At 36.3% G+C, this 16,400-nt stretch carries 14 protein-coding genes and 1 other annotated feature; all 14 genes read left to right on the forward strand.

Translation table 11 applies throughout. The annotated features are described in order from the left end of the window. Positions 1–72: 72 nt before the first annotated feature. The 14 genes from IGI97_RS04420 (at position 73) to IGI97_RS04485 (ending at position 16,383) form a co-directional block, all read left to right on the forward strand. Positions 73–4,377, forward strand: a complete 4,305-nt coding sequence (locus tag IGI97_RS04420; protein ID WP_438738056.1) for a bacterial Ig-like domain-containing protein — start codon at positions 73–75, stop codon at positions 4,375–4,377. Positions 4,378–4,575: 198 nt separating this feature from the next. Then, a complete protein-coding gene (locus tag IGI97_RS04425) occupies positions 4,576–5,277 on the forward strand; it encodes a bacterial Ig-like domain-containing protein (protein WP_438738058.1) in 702 nt (233 codons plus the stop codon). After that, positions 5,278–6,714 (forward strand): helix-turn-helix domain-containing protein, encoded by a 1,437-nt coding sequence (locus tag IGI97_RS04430; protein WP_002368936.1) that lies wholly within the window; start codon positions 5,278–5,280, stop codon positions 6,712–6,714. 243 nt (positions 6,715–6,957) lie between these two features. After that, positions 6,958–8,145, forward strand: a complete 1,188-nt coding sequence (locus IGI97_RS04435; protein WP_002367107.1) for an FtsW/RodA/SpoVE family cell cycle protein — start codon at positions 6,958–6,960, stop codon at positions 8,143–8,145. A 24-nt stretch (positions 8,146–8,169) separates the two neighbouring features. Continuing rightward, positions 8,170–8,529, forward strand: a complete 360-nt coding sequence (locus IGI97_RS04440) for an arsenate reductase family protein (protein WP_002359675.1) — start codon at positions 8,170–8,172, stop codon at positions 8,527–8,529. A 5-nt stretch (positions 8,530–8,534) separates the two neighbouring features. Continuing rightward, a complete protein-coding gene (locus IGI97_RS04445; RefSeq protein ID WP_002413422.1) occupies positions 8,535–8,849 on the forward strand; it encodes a glycine cleavage system protein H in 315 nt (104 codons plus the stop codon). A 53-nt stretch (positions 8,850–8,902) separates the two neighbouring features. Beyond that, positions 8,903–9,150 (forward strand) — a binding site (T-box leader). 113 nt (positions 9,151–9,263) lie between these two features. Next, entirely contained in the window at positions 9,264–10,301 is a 1,038-nt protein-coding gene (locus tag IGI97_RS04450; protein WP_048737955.1) for a methionine ABC transporter ATP-binding protein, read from the forward strand. Then, positions 10,294–10,980 carry a methionine ABC transporter permease gene (locus IGI97_RS04455; protein WP_002356640.1) on the forward strand — a complete coding sequence of 229 codons (687 nt, stop codon included), beginning with the start codon at positions 10,294–10,296 and terminating at the stop codon, positions 10,978–10,980. Before IGI97_RS04450 ends, IGI97_RS04455 begins: the two co-directional genes overlap by 8 nt. 14 nt (positions 10,981–10,994) lie before the next feature. Then, positions 10,995–11,813 carry a MetQ/NlpA family ABC transporter substrate-binding protein gene (locus IGI97_RS04460; RefSeq protein ID WP_438738061.1) on the forward strand — a complete coding sequence of 273 codons (819 nt, stop codon included), beginning with the start codon at positions 10,995–10,997 and terminating at the stop codon, positions 11,811–11,813. 347 nt (positions 11,814–12,160) lie between these two features. Further along, positions 12,161–12,976 (forward strand): isoprenyl transferase, encoded by an 816-nt coding sequence (locus IGI97_RS04465; RefSeq protein ID WP_010825437.1) that lies wholly within the window; start codon positions 12,161–12,163, stop codon positions 12,974–12,976. Then, the gene (locus IGI97_RS04470; protein ID WP_002359680.1) at positions 12,973–13,773 is read left to right on the forward strand and encodes a phosphatidate cytidylyltransferase; all 801 of its coding nucleotides are present in this window, start codon (positions 12,973–12,975) and stop codon (positions 13,771–13,773) included. The genes IGI97_RS04465 and IGI97_RS04470 overlap by 4 nt, the downstream gene beginning before the upstream one ends. A 764-nt stretch (positions 13,774–14,537) precedes the next feature. Beyond that, positions 14,538–15,188 (forward strand): diphthine--ammonia ligase, encoded by a 651-nt coding sequence (locus tag IGI97_RS04475; RefSeq protein WP_438738063.1) that lies wholly within the window; start codon positions 14,538–14,540, stop codon positions 15,186–15,188. A gap of 87 nt (positions 15,189–15,275) precedes the next feature. After that, positions 15,276–15,503: a hypothetical protein gene (locus tag IGI97_RS04480; protein ID WP_002356649.1), complete on the forward strand. Its 228-nt coding sequence runs from the start codon at positions 15,276–15,278 to the stop codon at positions 15,501–15,503. 148 nt (positions 15,504–15,651) lie between these two features. Then, on the forward strand, positions 15,652–16,383 hold the full coding sequence (locus tag IGI97_RS04485) for an HAD family hydrolase (RefSeq protein WP_282897057.1): 732 nt from the start codon (positions 15,652–15,654) through the stop codon (positions 16,381–16,383). The last annotated feature ends 17 nt before the right edge of the window (positions 16,384–16,400 follow it).

Consider the following 16,400-nt stretch of genomic DNA (forward strand, 5'->3'; position numbering starts at 1 on the left):
AAAATTAATCAATTGTTTCATTTTTAACAAGCTATTATTAGGTTATATGAATTTTATTGAAAGGGGATTAGTATGAAGAAAAAAACTTTTTCTTTTGTGATGTTGAGTATACTTCTCGCACAAAATTTCGGGTTTGCCGTAAATGCCTATGCTGTAACAACGACAGAAGCACAAACAGAGACCACTGATACAGCAAAAAAAGAGGCAGAGTTATCGAACTCAACACCATCTTTACCTTTAGAAACAACGAATACTTCAGAAATGAATCAACCAACTGCAATAACTGAATCGCAAACCACAGAGGCGAGCACAACAGCTTCCAGTGATGCTGCTACACCATCTGAACAACAAACAACGGAGGACAAGGACACCTCACTTAATGAAAAAGCCCTACCAGATGTTCAAGCGCCAATTACAGATGAACTACTTGACAGTATGAGTCTTGCGCCGATTGGTGGAACAGAATATAGCCAAACAGAGGTTCACCGCGAATTAAATACAACACCAGTAACCGCTACGTTCCAATTTGCTGTTGGAAACACAGGTTATGCACCTGGATCAGTTTATACAGTTCAATTACCAGAACATTTAGGTTATTCAACTGTCAGCGGAGAAGTGACAGGCATTGGCGCAACTTGGGCAGTCGATGCGGCAACCAAAACATTAAGTATTACGTTTAATCAGCGAGTTTCGGATACCTCCTTTAAAGTAGAACTAAAAAGTTATCTAACAACAGAGGCGGAACCATTAATCAAAATTGAAACTCCAGGAAAAAATAAAAAAACCTACTCGTTTGATTTATATGAACAAGTAGAACCAATTCAATATAACGAACGAACCAGAACGACAGGGTTAGATGGCGAAATTTTTTATAATTTAGACCGGACGTTAACTGGCAATCAAACATTAGAATTATTAACAACAGAGACGCCAGGCGCTTTCTTTGGAAAACAAGATAACTTGGAACCTCAAGTTTTCAGTTACGATGTCGACATTAATGGTCAAATTTTACCAGAAACGCAAACCCTGTTAACACCTGGCAAAGATTATACATTAAGCGATAATTCGCTAGGGCGGATTGCTGTAACCGTTCCAAACATGAATCAACAAAAAGCCTATTCCTTATCGATTAATCGGACAATTTATTTAGAGAGTGCTTCGGACTATAACTACTTATATTCGCAGCAGTATCCAACCACAAAAATTGGGTCAATTTCCTTGAAAAGTACGACAGGAACTAAACAAACAACCGATTTTACTGCTAAGACGAGTCAAACAAGTAAAGTAATTGCTGATCGTGAAATGCGTAGTATGTCCTATATCAGTTTTCAAAGCAAAGGGAAATATTATGTAACAATTTATGGCACGTTAACAGAAACAAAAGTGGGTCAACAAATCGTATTAGAGAGTACAAACGGTCAAGAAATTAAGAATCCTAAATTTACGGCGTATGGTCCTTTATATGAAAATGTAAAATTGGAAGACTATTTTGATATTAAAACTGAAGGTGGCAAGCTCACTTTAACGGCCACAAAAGATAGCTATTTAAGAATAAATATTTCTGATTTAACAATGGATTTTGACAAGAAAGATATCAATCTATCATTAAGTACACCTGTAATTGGTCCCAATAAAGCCATTCAATTAGTATCTGATCAATATATTGAACCAATTAGTGTTGTTAATCCTTTGAATGCTGAAACTGCTTGGGGTAATTATGATCAAAATGGTGCCTATTCATCAAGAACAACTGTCTCAGTTATGGGAAGCAAAGAGACACCGATTCAAAATTTAGAAATTAAAGTAAAGCATCCTAATTATCTTTCATTACGAGCTACAAAAGAAATTTATTTTTATTACAAGTTAGGAACGGATTATACAGTAACGCCAACGTCAGATGGTTCAGTTATTAAGTTCACTACGCCAATAACCAACGAAATCCAAATTCCAATAGGTTTTAATTACGTGCCAGATAGTTTGCCAAAAGATAAAAGTATCCCAGTCGATACGATACCGATAACAATGAGTGCTGAAGGTTTAACTCCAGTTGATACGACAGTAACTACTAATAGTAAGCGTGGTTCTGAACGAACACTTCAAAGTAGTAAAAATCAATTCCTTGTCAATGCACGAAATGATTCTTTTGACTCACTAAGCGTCCGTACAAAAATTCCAGCTGGCGCCGATGTTCTTTTTGACATTTATGATGTTTCAAACGATCAGGTAGATTCAATTTATCCACAATACTGGGATCGTGGCTATTATTTTGATAAACCAATGTCACCAGACAGTCCTGGATACCCAACGATTACTTTTGACGAAAATACCAATAGTTACACGTTTGATTTTGGAAAAACCAACAAACGTTACATTATTGAGTATAAAAACGCCAATGGCTGGATCGACGTGCCAACTCTTTATATAACAGGGACAGCTAAAGAACCACAATCGAATAATAATGAAGGGTCTGCTTCGGTTTCTGTTCAAAATGAAGCGTTAGACATTTTGAGTGCAACACAAGCGGCGAATCCAACATTAAAAAATGTAACAAAAACAACAGTAACAACAAAAAATATTGATAATAAAACACATCGTGTGAAAAATCCAACGATTGAATTAACACCAAAAGGCACAACCAATGCTCAAATCGATTTGAATTCTATTACCGTGAAAGGCGTGCCAGAAGATGCTTATTCATTAGAGAAGACTACAAACGGTGCGAAAATTATTTTTAAAGACTATACATTGACAGAAAACATTACGATTGAATACAATACTGTCTCTGCAAACGCTGGCCAAATCTATACAGAAACAACAATCGACTCTGAAACATTGAACCAGATGTCTGCTAACAAGAAAAAAGTCACCACTGCACCAATCACATTGAAATTCTCAGAAGGCGATGCGGAAGGTATTGTTTATTTAGCAACTGCCACATTCTATACGCATAACATAGAGGATGAAAACCAAGCAATTGCGAAGGTTTCTTTTGAACTAATTGATAATGTCACGCATACAGCAACCGAATTTACAACAGATGAAAAAGGTCAATACTCCTTTGATGCCATCATGACAGGTGATTATACTTTGCGAGTAACGAATGTACCGCAGGAATATTCCGTGGATGAAGAGTATTTGACAGGAAAAGCCATTAAGCTGGTCAAAGGAGACAACCAACTAAAAATTCCATTAACTAAAACAATTGATCACAGTCGTTTACAAGTCAAAGATTCAACGATTTATGTCGGCGATTCATGGAAACCAGAAGAGAACTTTGTTTCAGCAACAGATAAAACAGGTCAAGATGTCCCATTCGAAAAAATCACTGTTTCAGGTCAAGTTGATAACACCAAAGCAGGCGTTTATCCAATCGTATACAGTTACGAAGGTAAAGAAGAAACAGCCCATGTGACCGTCAAACCCGACCAATCTAAGTTAGAGGTCAAAGATACAACGATTTATGTTGGTGATTCGTGGAAACCAGAAGATAATTTCGTTTCAGCGACAGACAAAACAGGTCAAGACGTTCCGTTTGAAAAAATTGATGTTCAGGGAACAGTGAATGTTGATAAAATAGGCGATTATGAAATTGTCTATAAAAATGGCACAAAAGAAGCGAAAGCAATCGTTCATGTCCGTGATGATCGTCGTTTACAAGTCAAGGATACAACGATTTATGTCGGCGATAAATGGAAACCAGAAGAGAACTTTGTTTCAGCAACAGATAAAACAGGCCAAGATGTCCCATTCGAAAAAATCACTGTTTCAGGTCAAGTTGATACTAGCAAAGCAGGCGTTTATCCAATCGTATACAGTTACGAAGGTAAAGAAGAAACAGCTAATGTGACTGTCAAACCCGACCAATCTAAGTTAGAGGTTAAAGATACAACGATTTATGTTGGTGATTCTTGGAAACCAGAAGATAATTTCGTTTCAGCGACAGATCGTGATGGTCATGCTATATCCTTTGATAAGGTTCAAGTAAAAGGGGAAGTTGATACAAAGAAAACAGGAGAGTACCAGATTTCCTATACCACTGAGCCAGTTAATGAAACCAAACCAGCTGTGCAGTCACGACTTTTCTCAATATTTTCAAACGAAACACCTCGTCAATTAACGACAGTAGCAACTGTTCATGTGATTGATCGTAATCCTACACCGCTACCAGATAAAAATGAGAACAACCAGACTAGTTCTTCAACGAATCAAACCACGATAAAAAGTAGTCAGTATGTCACACATATTGTGAAACCTGACAAGCAAGGACGTTATCCAAAAACGGGAGAACAAACTAATGGTCTATATCGTGTGCTAGGACTTGTTGTGTTACTTATTGTGATTATTAGTGGTATAGTCATCAAGAAGAAACGAAAATAATTAAATGAGCGTGGGGCAAAAGTTTAAAGTAACTTTTGTTCCACGCTTAAAAGATGAATAAGTGCATGAATGAGGGTAGCTGTTTCCTTGGAAAATAGGAAGTTTTACAAGTGACTTTTATTTTAAGAACACCTATTAGCAGGTTTTTCTGTTAAGATAGTTATTTTTATGAAATAGTTTGGAGGAATAATAAACGAGATGAACCAGCGAACTATTTATTATGGTAGTATCGGCACAGCCTTATTTCTTTCTTCAGGAATGTTGATTGCTTCAGTGAATAGCTATGCAAACGAAGCGACAACACCAGGCAAATACACCGTGACTTATGAAGTGGATGGCAAAATTGAAACAGCAACCATTACGGTCAAAGAAAATCAAACGGAACTTAAATTAAAAGACACGTTTTTAGGAGTTAATCAAGCATGGTCACCCTTAGACAATGTCGTTTTTCTAAAAGATAAAGAGGGTCGCCCTTTAAATTTAGAAAATGTAATTATAGAAAATAATGTAAATACTCAAAAAGTAGGCCTTTATTTTGTAACCTTCCGTTACGAGTCATACCTTTCTATTGCGAAGGTGTATGTCAACCCTATTAATTTTGCTGCAGAGGGGAATATGCTTGCAGAGCTTCCTTATAGTCAAGCAATGATTGGGCCAGAAAAACCAATTATTGCCTCGAGACAGGACAAGGAGCAACAAACAAAACAGGAGAAAAAGAAAAATAAAATTGAACAGGAACGAGTAAATAAAAAGGTGCTGTTAAATGATGAGTTGTTGAAAAAAATAGATACGATAGCCCCAGTGGAAATTACTGGAGGAGCGGCAAGTGGGTCCTCTCAATTTGGCACCACTTTAAGCTTCCTGTCAGGCTCACTTTTGTATGGAACAAGGAGAGTTTAAATGGAATTCTTGTTATTAGATGATCGGGAAAATTTAAAATTAGCGATTATTAGAAAGTTAGAGCAACAATATTCATTTTCTGAACGAAAAGATCGTTTATGTAAGCAATTAGCTATTTCTCCTTATTTGCTAGAACGGAACATAACAGAAATCAATGCAGATTTGCAACGCTTTGGTCTGATTAATGAGATGGAAATTTGTGAAAAAAATAATGAAATTTTGTTATCTCAAAGCCTTCGTATTTCTTCAAGTATTATTGAAGAATATTATTTAAAAGACTCGTTAGAATTTAATCTATTAAAAACGATTTTCTTTCATCAGTTTACCTCAATCAAAAAATATGGCGAAAAGCACGGGATGAGTCGAACGGTTGTATACAAAATTGTTGACCATATCCGGAAAGAATTAGGTCAATACGGTATTAAGTTATCCAAAAATTTACAACTTAGCGGCAATGAAATGGCGATTAGACAATATTTTACTATGCTCTATTACCGAATTTACAAAGATTCTGAAGAATTATATAATCAAACAGATCTTCGCGCAGTGAACCAATTATTGGCTCAATTGAAAGGCTCTTATGAAAATATCACTAATTTTCATTTATTTAAACATTATGTATTGGTGGCGTTAGAACGAACGCAGAGAAAAGCTAATTATTTTTTATCCCAAGAAGAAAATCCATTCGCTTTTGATGAAGAAAGTTCGATTTATCAAGAAATTCAAAGTTGGATCAACGAAGTGATGAAGGCGACTCATGCAGAGAAAAACGCAGAAATTCAAGGAATTATCGGCAATTTATCGGTCTATCAAAGTGAACTTATTTCGGAACATTTGCTAAGTTCTCACAATGAGGCAATTACGGCTACGAAAACATTATTCTTTTCTTATATGCCGTTTACAATTTCGGACGAAGAATTTTATCAAGAAATTGTTCCGATTATTTATCAACATCGTTTTATTACGCCGTTCATCGATATCACCTTACGAATTATGGATTTAGAATTTTTTCAGGAACGCTACCCAATTGTTTTTAATAGCTGTCGTCAGTTTTTATTTGCGTTGGATTGCTCGGCGTTTGAGTTTAGTAAGCTTTCTTTATTTTTTGATTTGCTATTAGTGTTATCCCGTCTTTATGACCAAAGGAATGAAAAAAGCACGATCAATCTTTATGTGAATTTTACGCAAGGAGAAAAATATACTCAGTTTATCAAAGAACAAATCAAAATATTCGAATCTTTCAGCATTCACTTTCATTCAGCGATTCGACCAGATACTGATTTAGTAGTTTCGGATTATTTACCAAAAACGTTATTTTCAGTAAAATGTTTAATTTGGTTAGCGCCCCCGCGAGCCAGTGACTGGCAAAATTTTGGCAACGAAATTGTCCGAATTAATAAAGAGCTACAACAAACGAAACAAAGAAAAAGCGAATAAAAACAGTCGCAACGTGTTTTAGTTGCGACTGTTTTTTGTTACTGAATGTTTATAGTAAACTTTCTCATTATCACTGATGTAAAAAATTTTAAATAAAAGCCAAATAGGATTGAAGAAAAAGAAAAAATTGCTAGTGAAGGACCAATTCTCTAAAGTTTTTCTCAAATATAGTAGAATTCCTTTCTTTTCTTCTGTGAGAAAGATATAATAAAAAACGTATGAACAAAGGAAAAGGGATGACGAATGAATAGAAAAGAGAAAACAAATTTAGATAGTCGAATTGATTACGGCGTGATATTACCAGTTTTTCTTTTATCACTAATTGGTATGCTATCGCTTTACGTAGCGCTTTACAATGATCCAAGCAAACCTAAAATTGGTAGCTTGTTAATGAAACAAGGACTGTGGTATTTAGTCGGAGGATTAAGTATTGTCATTATTATGCATTTTAGCTCAAAATTACTCTGGCGGTTAACGCCCGTTTTTTATGCACTTGGATTAGTCTTAATGGGATTACTACTGAAATTCTATGACCCCGTACTAGCAGAGCAAACAGGTTCTAAAAACTGGATTCGCTTTGGTGGCACCACATTCCAACCATCGGAATTGATGAAGATTGCGTTTATTTTGATGTTGGCCTATATAGTGACCATGCATAATGTTAAATATGTGGACCGAACACTCAAAAGCGACTTTTGGCTAATCGCTAAAATGCTATTAGTGGCGATTCCGGTAATTGTTTTAGTACTTTTACAAAAAGACTTCGGGACGATGTTAGTTTTCTTAGCCATTTTTGGGGGAGTTTTCTTAATGTCTGGCATTACTTGGAAAATTATTGTGCCCGCCTTTATCATAGCTGCTCTAGTCGGAGCTGGAACCATCTACTTGGTAACAACAGAAACAGGAAGAGACTTATTGTCTAAAATTGGCATTAAAGCTTATCAATTTGATCGGATTGATTTATGGCTAAATCCTTTCCATACAGATCCAGATCGCTCATTCCAACCAGCGCTAGCATTAACAGCAATTGGTTCTGGGGGCCTTTTCGGAAAAGGCTTTAACGTGAGTGATGTGTATGTCCCTGTTCGTGAGTCAGATATGATTTTTACAGTTGTTGGTGAAAACTTTGGCTTTATTGGTGGCTGTTTCATTATTTTGTTGTATTTTATTTTAATCTACCGCATGATTCGCGTTTGTTTTGATACAAATAATGAATTCTATGCCTACATTGCCACAGGAATTATCATGATGATTTTGTTCCATGTTTTTGAAAACATTGGAGCGAATATTGGTTTACTACCATTAACTGGGATTCCATTACCGTTTATTAGTCAAGGTGGTTCTTCCATTTTAGGTAACATGATTGGGGTGGGCTTAATTATGTCCATGCGTTACCAACAAGAAACGGTTCGTACCAGAAGTGGTCGTTAAAGAAAGAAGAAAGAAGGGGTAGAAATGTACACACTTTATGAATATCCTAAATGCTCAACTTGTAAAAAAGCGAAAGCGTGGTTAGACCAACAAGGCGTTAAATACCAAGCAATTGATATTAAAGCAACACCGCCTAGTAGTGAACAATTAGCAAAATGGATGAAAGAGACCGGCTTGCCTGTTCGTCGTTTTTTTAACACAAGCGGGGTTTTATATAGAGAACAAGGCTTAAAAGATCTTGTTGACAGTTTTTCTATTGAAGAAGCAAGTCAGCGTTTAGCTGCGGATGGCATGTTGATTAAGCGTCCAATTCTCTTAAAAGACAATACATTTCTAACGAATGGTTTTAAAGAAGCAGATTACGAAGGAGTGCTTGGAAAATGAGTGAAATGAAACAAATCGATCAATTATGGATCGTACCAACAGAAGCAGGTTATAAAATTGGTTTAACCGCCGAAGCCCAAGAGGATTTAGGAAAGATTACTTTTGCAACGTTTCCAAAAGTCGGACAAACATTAGCTAAAGGTGATTCTTTAATTGAATTAGAAGCAGAAAAAGCAGTCAGTGAATTCAGTAGTCCATTATCTGGTAAGGTAGTCGCGATTAATGAAGCGGCTGATCAAGAGCCAAGTGCGTTAGATGAAGAAAATGCCTGGATTGCTGTTTTAGCAGATGTTGAACCAACAGAATTTGAAAATCTTTAGTCTTACGTTGACAAGGCCAATGTTTATTGCTATAATTTTCTCAATCTAATCAAAAGAAAGCTTTGAAAAGAAGAGTACATGTTAAGGACGTTTGAAGAGAGCCCTGTTTGCTGAGAATGGGTAACAGATTTAAGATGGAAGATGGTCTTTGAGCAGAGTAAGTGAGCGAAGCAGTGAACTTACTACGGGGCGCCCGTTACAGCCAACGGTATGCGAAGAATCAAGTACCGTATGAGGTTATTATTGAGAAATAATAGCGAATTAAGGTGGTATCACGAAATGACAAACTTTCGTCCTTTTTGCTGTAATAGCAAAAGGATGGAAGTTTTTTTGTTTTTATTAAGCAAATTCGTTTCATAAAAAGTGCTAAACCTTCAAAATAAGAAAGTAGAACAGAAAGAAGAGGAGAACAAAATGGCATTAATTGAATTACGTCATGTAAAAAAAGAGTTTTCCGGTAAAGCGGGTAAAGTCACGGCTTTAAAAGATATTGATTTAACGGTTGAATTTGGTGATATTTATGGCATTATTGGCTATTCGGGTGCAGGAAAAAGTACGTTGGTTCGCTTATTGAATGGACTTGAAACACCTACAGAAGGTGAAGTAGAAATTCAAGGACAAGATATTGCATTGTTGCCAAATAAAGAACTACGAAACTTCCGTAAAAAAATTGGGATGATCTTTCAACATTTTAATTTATTATGGTCACGGACGGTCCTAGAAAATATCATGCTCCCATTGGAAATTGCTGGTGTTCCAAAACAAAATCGGAAAAGCCGCGCAGAAGAGTTAATCAAGTTGGTTGGTTTAGAAGGACGGGAAACCGCCTACCCAAGTCAACTCTCTGGTGGGCAAAAGCAACGAGTGGGGATTGCCCGTGCCTTAGCTAACAATCCTGACATTTTGCTTTGTGATGAAGCAACGAGTGCTTTGGATCCGCAGACAACTGATGAGGTGCTAGAATTACTACTAAAAATCAACCAAGAATTAAATTTAACGGTTGTATTAATTACCCATGAAATGCACGTGATTCGTAAAATTTGTAATCGCGTAGCCGTGATGGAATATGGTGAAATTGTTGAAGAAGGTAAAGTGATCGATATTTTCAAAAAGCCTCAAACAGAAATTGCGAAACGCTTTATCCAACAAGAAGCGGATAAAAACATTGAAGAAACGGAACTGGTTGTCGAAGAAATGTTGGAACAATATCCGAATGGAAAAATTGTTCGCCTACTTTTCCACGGCGAACAAGCGAAATTGCCAATTATCTCGCATATTGTCCGAGAATATCAAGTAGAAGTCAGTATTATTCAAGGGAACATTCAGCAAACGAAGCAGGGTGCAGTGGGTTCTCTTTATATTCAATTATTAGGCGAAGAGCAAAATATTCTAGCAGCCATTGAAGGATTACGTAAACTTCGTGTAGAAACAGAGGTGATTGGAAATGAATAATCGTGGCTTAGCAAGTTTCTTTGATTTTTCGCAAATTGATATAAGTAAACTACAAGAAAAAACGATTGAAACACTTTATATGACAGGGATTTCAATCATAGTGGTCGCCATTTTAGGGCTGATTTTAGGACTACTACTTTTTGAAACGTCAGGCAGAAAAGGGATTTTGAGCCGATTACTGTATTGGCTAGTGGCCATTTTTGTAAATATTTTCCGTTCGATTCCGTTTATTATCTTAATCGTTCTGTTAATTCCTTTTACAAAAATTATTTTAGGAAGTATGTCTGGTGTCAAAGGCTCCTTACCAGCATTGATTATTTCCGCAGCACCTTTTTATGCTCGCATGGTCGAAATTGCTTTTCGTGAAGTCGATAAAGGCGTGATTGAAGCAGCCAAAGCAATGGGGGCCAATCGTTTCCAAATAATTTGGAAAGTTCTATTACCAGAAAGTCTGCCAGCGCTTGTTTCTGGCTTAACCGTTACAACCATTTCTTTAGTGGGCTATACTGCAATGGCAGCTGCTATTGGAGCGGGCGGTTTAGGAAGTTTGGCGTATCAAGATGGCTTCCAACGTGGTCAAAATACAGTTACCTTAGTAGCAACGATTTGTATCTTAATTATTGTCTTTGCGATTCAATGGCTTGGGGATACAGTCGCTAAAAAAATAGATAAACGATAAATGGAGGGAATAAGATGAAAAAACGTACATTATGGTCAGTAATTACTTTAGCAGTAGCTGTCTTAGTTTTAGGGGCTTGCGGCAATAAAAAGAGTGATGACTCGGTCTTGAAAGTTGGAGCTTCACCGGTTCCGCATGCAGAGATTTTAGAACATGTAAAACCTTTATTAGAAAAAGAAGGCGTAAAATTAGAAGTGACGACTTATACAGATTACGTGCTACCTAACAAGGCGTTGGAAAGTGGCGATATCGATGCCAACTATTTCCAACATGTGCCGTTCTTTAATGAAGCGGTTAAAGAAAATGATTATGACTTTGTGAATGCAGGTGCGATTCATTTAGAACCAGTTGGGCTTTACTCGAAAAAATACAAATCGTTACAAGAAATTCCTGATGGTTCAACGATTTACGTTAGCTCTTCCGTTTCAGATTGGCCACGTGTTTTAACGATTTTAGAAGATGCTGGTTTAATCACGCTGAAAGAAGGGATAGACCGGACAACTGCTACTTTCGATGATATTGATAAAAATACTAAAAAGTTGAAATTCAATCATGAAAGTGATCCAGCAATCATGACGACTCTTTATGACAATGAAGAAGGGGCTGCGGTTTTAATTAACTCAAACTTTGCCGTGGATCAAGGATTAAATCCGAAAAAAGATGCGATTGCCTTAGAAAAAGAAAGTTCACCTTATGCCAATATTATTGCGGTTCGTAAAGAAGACGAAAACAACGAAAATGTAAAAAAATTAGTCAAAGTGTTACGTAGCAAAGAAGTCCAAGATTGGATTACGAAAAAATGGAACGGTGCCATTGTTCCAGTCAATGAATAAAGAGAAAAAGACAATAGAATAAAAACTTGAGGTCGGGACAGGCGTGTTAAGCTTCAAGAAATAAGAAGAAAGTTCTGAAAGATGCTTTTTGTCTCTCAAGGACGTTCAGCTTATTTCCGAAGAAGCTGCTCCTGTCCCGTTGTTTATTTAAAATTTTAGGGCTAGACAGATACATCATGTTGAGTTACCTGCCAAGTCTAAGTTTTTTTCTTTTAAAAAAGGACTATAAATGATAAAGTTACAAGGAATTTCTTAATTATCAGGAAAATTCAGGGACTATGCATAGGCATTTGCATTAGTTATTGTTATAATAATTAAGATAGATTTTTTGGAATGGAGGGAAAAAGATGTTACGTTTTTTTCCGCAAAAAAATAAATATGTAGAAGAAGCAAGCCAGTACGCCTTTGATAAAGAAGGCCAAATTCCGCAGCACATTGCCATTATTATGGACGGAAATGGCCGGTGGGCACAGAATCGAAGACTGCCGAGAATTGCTGGACATAAAGAAGGCATGGATACGGTTAAAAAAATAACGAAGCATGCTAGTCATTTAGGCGTTAAAGTTTTAACACTTTATGCATTTTCAACGGAAAATTGGAAGAGACCAACAGATGAAGTCAATTTCTTAATGCAATTGCCTGTTGATTTTTTTGATACATTCGTGCCTGAATTAATTAAGGAAAATGTTAAAGTCAATGTAATGGGCTACCAAGAGTTTCTACCAAGCCATACGCAAGATGCTGTTAAGCGCGCCATTGAGCAAACCAAGGACAATACGGGCATGGTTTTGAACTTTGCTTTGAATTATGGGGCGCGTGCGGAGCTACTAACTGCCATGAAACAGATTGCTGCAGAGGTTTCAGAAAAAGCATATACGGCAGATGAGATTACAGAAGAAACGATCGCAGATCACTTAATGACTGGCTTTTTACCCGCGGAACTTCGCGATCCAGAATTGTTGATTCGAACAAGTGGGGAAGAGAGAATTAGTAATTTCTTGCTATGGCAAATTGCTTATAGCGAGTTGTTTTTTACAAAAGCATTATGGCCTGATTTTTCAGGAGACACTTTAGAAACCGCGATTGCTTCTTTCCAAAATCGTAATCGTCGTTTTGGAGGTCTAAAAGAAACTACAGAAACAGAAGGGAGCGATCCGCAGTGAGACAACGTGTCATCACAGCTATCGTCGCATTAATCATCTTTATTCCAATTATCTGGTATGGTGGTTTTGCAATTGAGATTGCCGCTGTTGCTTTGGCAGTAGTCGGCGTGTACGAGTTATTCCGTATGAAAGGATTAACGTTATTAAGTTTTGAAGGTGTTTTATCAGCATTAGGGGCCGTTTTTTTAGTTATCCCAACAATTAAGTGGTTAAACTTTTTGCCGGAAATGCAAACAAATTTCATTTTATTTTATGTCACTGTAATGTTGTTGTTAGGTGCTTCGGTGATTTCTAAAAATACATATACGATTGAAGAAGCTGGCTTTCCAGTTATTGTCAGTTTATATGTAGGGATGGGGTTCCAGAACTTTATTAGTGCCCGTTCCGCAGGTTTTGAAGTCTTGTTATTTGCTTTATTCATTGTCTGGGCAACGGATATTGGTGCATATCTATTTGGACGACGATTTGGTCGTCATAAATTGATGCCAGATGTTTCACCCAACAAGACAATAGAAGGTGCACTTGGTGGTATTTTATCAGCCGTGGTTGTAGCAGCGTTGTTTTTAGTTTTCACAGCTAATAAAGGGCTATTTCCTTATCCAATGCCGGTGATGCTTGTATTGACGGTTCTATTTTCTATAGTAGGGCAATTCGGTGATTTGGTTGAATCTTCTATCAAACGTCATTATGGCGTGAAAGACTCTGGTAACATCTTGCCAGGACATGGTGGTATTTTAGATCGTTTTGATAGTTTATTATTTGTTTTCCCAATTATGCACTTATGTGGATTATTTTAAATTGATTAACAAAATTAAAAAAAAGTATCGTCAAATAAGCAAAAATCCAGAAGAGAGACTCTTCTGGATTTTTGCTGTTTGTTGAGATAATGCGTGAAACACCGACAGGGTATGTTTGAGATAAGTTTAATTTTAAACATGCGGTGGTTTTACTCTTTAATTGACAATAGCCTTCTCTTTAAAGAGAAGGCTATCTAACGAATCAATATTATTATTTTAAAGTTGGATCAGACTATTTCTAGTATTCAAGTATTTTTCATTTAAGCGATGTATTCCCTACCTCTAATACATCCTTGTATCTCTCTAGACACGCCAGTTTTGAATAAAATCATCAAAACAATTGAATGGTTCGTTTAAAAATATTTTTCGTGTTCTAATTATTATAACATAAAACTCGTCAACTGACCACTAGCTGACGAGTTCATAATTTTTCCAGATAAATAGACAGCCGTTTTCCGCCGACTGTCTAAGATTAAGATAGATTTGTAAAGAAGTGAATAAATGCTTCCTACTATCTCTTTATAACATGAGGAAAAGAAAACTGCAAAAGATAGCTGTGTTTTTTGAAAAAAAGATCAGCTGGTTTCCGCCAGCTGATCATCCGTTGAAAAGAGATATAAAGAAGTGAATAAAGCTTGCTTTACCTCTATTTTATACCATGTTTTGATTCAAATAACTATTCAGTATTAGTTATACTTAAATAATAAATATGTATACGGATGTATTGTTTTGAGGTATAGTCATAGAGAAAAGAGGGAACGTTTATGAAAAAATTTTGTTTAAGTTATAGCTCTGGTAAAGATTGTTTATTGGCGATGGATCGATTGATACAAGCAGGAAATCAGCCAGTAGCATTAGTGACAACACTAAGTGATGAAATTAATCGTTCTTGGGTTCACGGGATACCAATCTCCGTCTTAGAAGCAGCGGCTGAAGCGTTAGATTTACCACTTGTTATATCACATAACAATGAAACAAATTACACAGAAAAAGTGGTTGAGGCACTGCATGAAACTAAAAAATTGGGTGCAGAAACGGTTTGTTTTGGCGATATAGATATTGAACAAAATGGTGCTTGGGATCGCCAAGTTGCATTAAGTGCTGGGCTTGAGCCACAATTACCTCTTTGGCAGGAGAATCGCGAAGCACTTGTGAAAGAATTCTTGGCAAAAGGGTACACAGCAATTATCAAAACGGTCAGCAAAGAGGCAGGTATTCCAATAAAATTTTTAGGAGAACCGTTAAATGAAACATTTATCACGTATCTTAAAGAGCATCAATTAGATATTTGCGGAGAAAACGGGGAGTACGATACGTTGGTAATTGACGGCCCGCTATTTAAAAAGAGGCTCCATTATTATGCTTCAGGAATTTATGAAAGTCCTTATGCTTATTCCTTGATTATTGATGCTTAAATGAAAGTAAAAGGACACAAGCTGCCACTTTTTCTAGCGATATGCTATAATTAACTTAAGAAAAGTATAGAAAGTGAGTGGTTAATTATGGAAGAAACTGTCTTTTTTAATTTAGGAAATGCCCTTGCTTCAAAAAGAGATCAAAAAGAATTAATTAAAGAAGCCCAAATTGCGAAAGATACTCGAAAGATTCCAGGAAAACTGATTATCGTTGAAGATGAAGAAAATGGTACCCATATTTTATTTGAATTAGCTGATCAAACAGAACCGTCTACTGAAACAAAAGAATTCAAAGTGAAAAAAGTGATTGATTAATAAAAAAGCAACGAATTTTTCTAAATTCGTTGCTTTTTTATATTTTTTTTACACAAATGATACAAAAAGAATATCAAAATCAAATAAATGATTAGTATACTTGAAGAAACAAATAGGAAGCAAAGCAAACGTTTTGAGGTGTTCTTTCATGGAAAATCGAGGAATTTTATTTGATAAAGATGGTACGTGTATTCGTTTTGACACTCTTTGGCAAGCAGGTTTGCAAGCTTGTTTTGAAACACTAAGTATGTTAGCCCCTCATCATTCAGCAGAAATAAAAAAGATATTAACTATTCAGGAGCAACGTTTTTTGCAAAAACATTTACTTGATGAAGTCCTTTATCAGGAACTTTATCAGGAATTGGCGCAATTTGAGGAATTAGTCGAACAGGGAATCAGCAGTCGATGGCTGGAGCAATTTTTTTATGATTATTTACGAAAAAATCTGAAAAAGATCGAACCAATTGGTGATTTAAAACAGTTATTTCTTGAGCTGAAACGGAAGAACTATAAAATTGGATTAGCAACTTCAGATACTTTGCCAGCGACTATGTTGATTATGGAATATCTTGGTTTAACAGAAATGTTTGATTTTATTGCGACAGGAGATCGTTACTTACCGAAACCAGATGCGGACATGCTCCAAGCCTTTTGTCAGTCATGTCAATTGAAGGCGACAGAAGTAATTATGGTAGGTGATTCGCTCGTGGATGTTTTCATGGGAACTTGTCATGGTAAAGCAGGAATTGGTGTTTTAACCGGCAACTGCCAGTCAACTGATTTTGAAAAGTTTGAAGTAGCTTATTTTCGTGATATCCATGAAATACCTTATCAAGAATTATGGGAAAATACCAAGAAGAAAAAAATCCTGAAAAGATGACGAGTCTTTTCAGGATT

The organism is Enterococcus sp. DIV2419 (assembly GCF_051711865.1).
GTDB classification, from domain to species: Bacteria; Bacillota; Bacilli; order Lactobacillales; family Enterococcaceae; genus Enterococcus; species Enterococcus faecalis.

Coding starts and splice junctions, on each gene's coding strand:
- IGI97_RS04430 (WP_002368936.1), top strand. CDS start 5,278: ATGGAATTCTTGTTATTAGATGATCGGGAAAATTTAAAATTAGCGATT.
- IGI97_RS04485 (WP_282897057.1), top strand. CDS start 15,652: ATGGAAAATCGAGGAATTTTATTTGATAAAGATGGTACGTGTATTCGT.
- IGI97_RS04475 (WP_438738063.1), top strand. CDS start 14,538: ATGAAAAAATTTTGTTTAAGTTATAGCTCTGGTAAAGATTGTTTATTG.
- IGI97_RS04420 (WP_438738056.1), top strand. CDS start 73: ATGAAGAAAAAAACTTTTTCTTTTGTGATGTTGAGTATACTTCTCGCA.
- IGI97_RS04455 (WP_002356640.1), top strand. CDS start 10,294: ATGAATAATCGTGGCTTAGCAAGTTTCTTTGATTTTTCGCAAATTGAT.
- IGI97_RS04435 (WP_002367107.1), top strand. CDS start 6,958: ATGAATAGAAAAGAGAAAACAAATTTAGATAGTCGAATTGATTACGGC.
- IGI97_RS04450 (WP_048737955.1), top strand. CDS start 9,264: ATGGCATTAATTGAATTACGTCATGTAAAAAAAGAGTTTTCCGGTAAA.
- IGI97_RS04425 (WP_438738058.1), top strand. CDS start 4,576: ATGAACCAGCGAACTATTTATTATGGTAGTATCGGCACAGCCTTATTT.
- IGI97_RS04445 (WP_002413422.1), top strand. CDS start 8,535: ATGAAACAAATCGATCAATTATGGATCGTACCAACAGAAGCAGGTTAT.
- IGI97_RS04460 (WP_438738061.1), top strand. CDS start 10,995: ATGAAAAAACGTACATTATGGTCAGTAATTACTTTAGCAGTAGCTGTC.
- IGI97_RS04440 (WP_002359675.1), top strand. CDS start 8,170: ATGTACACACTTTATGAATATCCTAAATGCTCAACTTGTAAAAAAGCG.
- IGI97_RS04465 (WP_010825437.1), top strand. CDS start 12,161: ATGTTACGTTTTTTTCCGCAAAAAAATAAATATGTAGAAGAAGCAAGC.
- IGI97_RS04480 (WP_002356649.1), top strand. CDS start 15,276: ATGGAAGAAACTGTCTTTTTTAATTTAGGAAATGCCCTTGCTTCAAAA.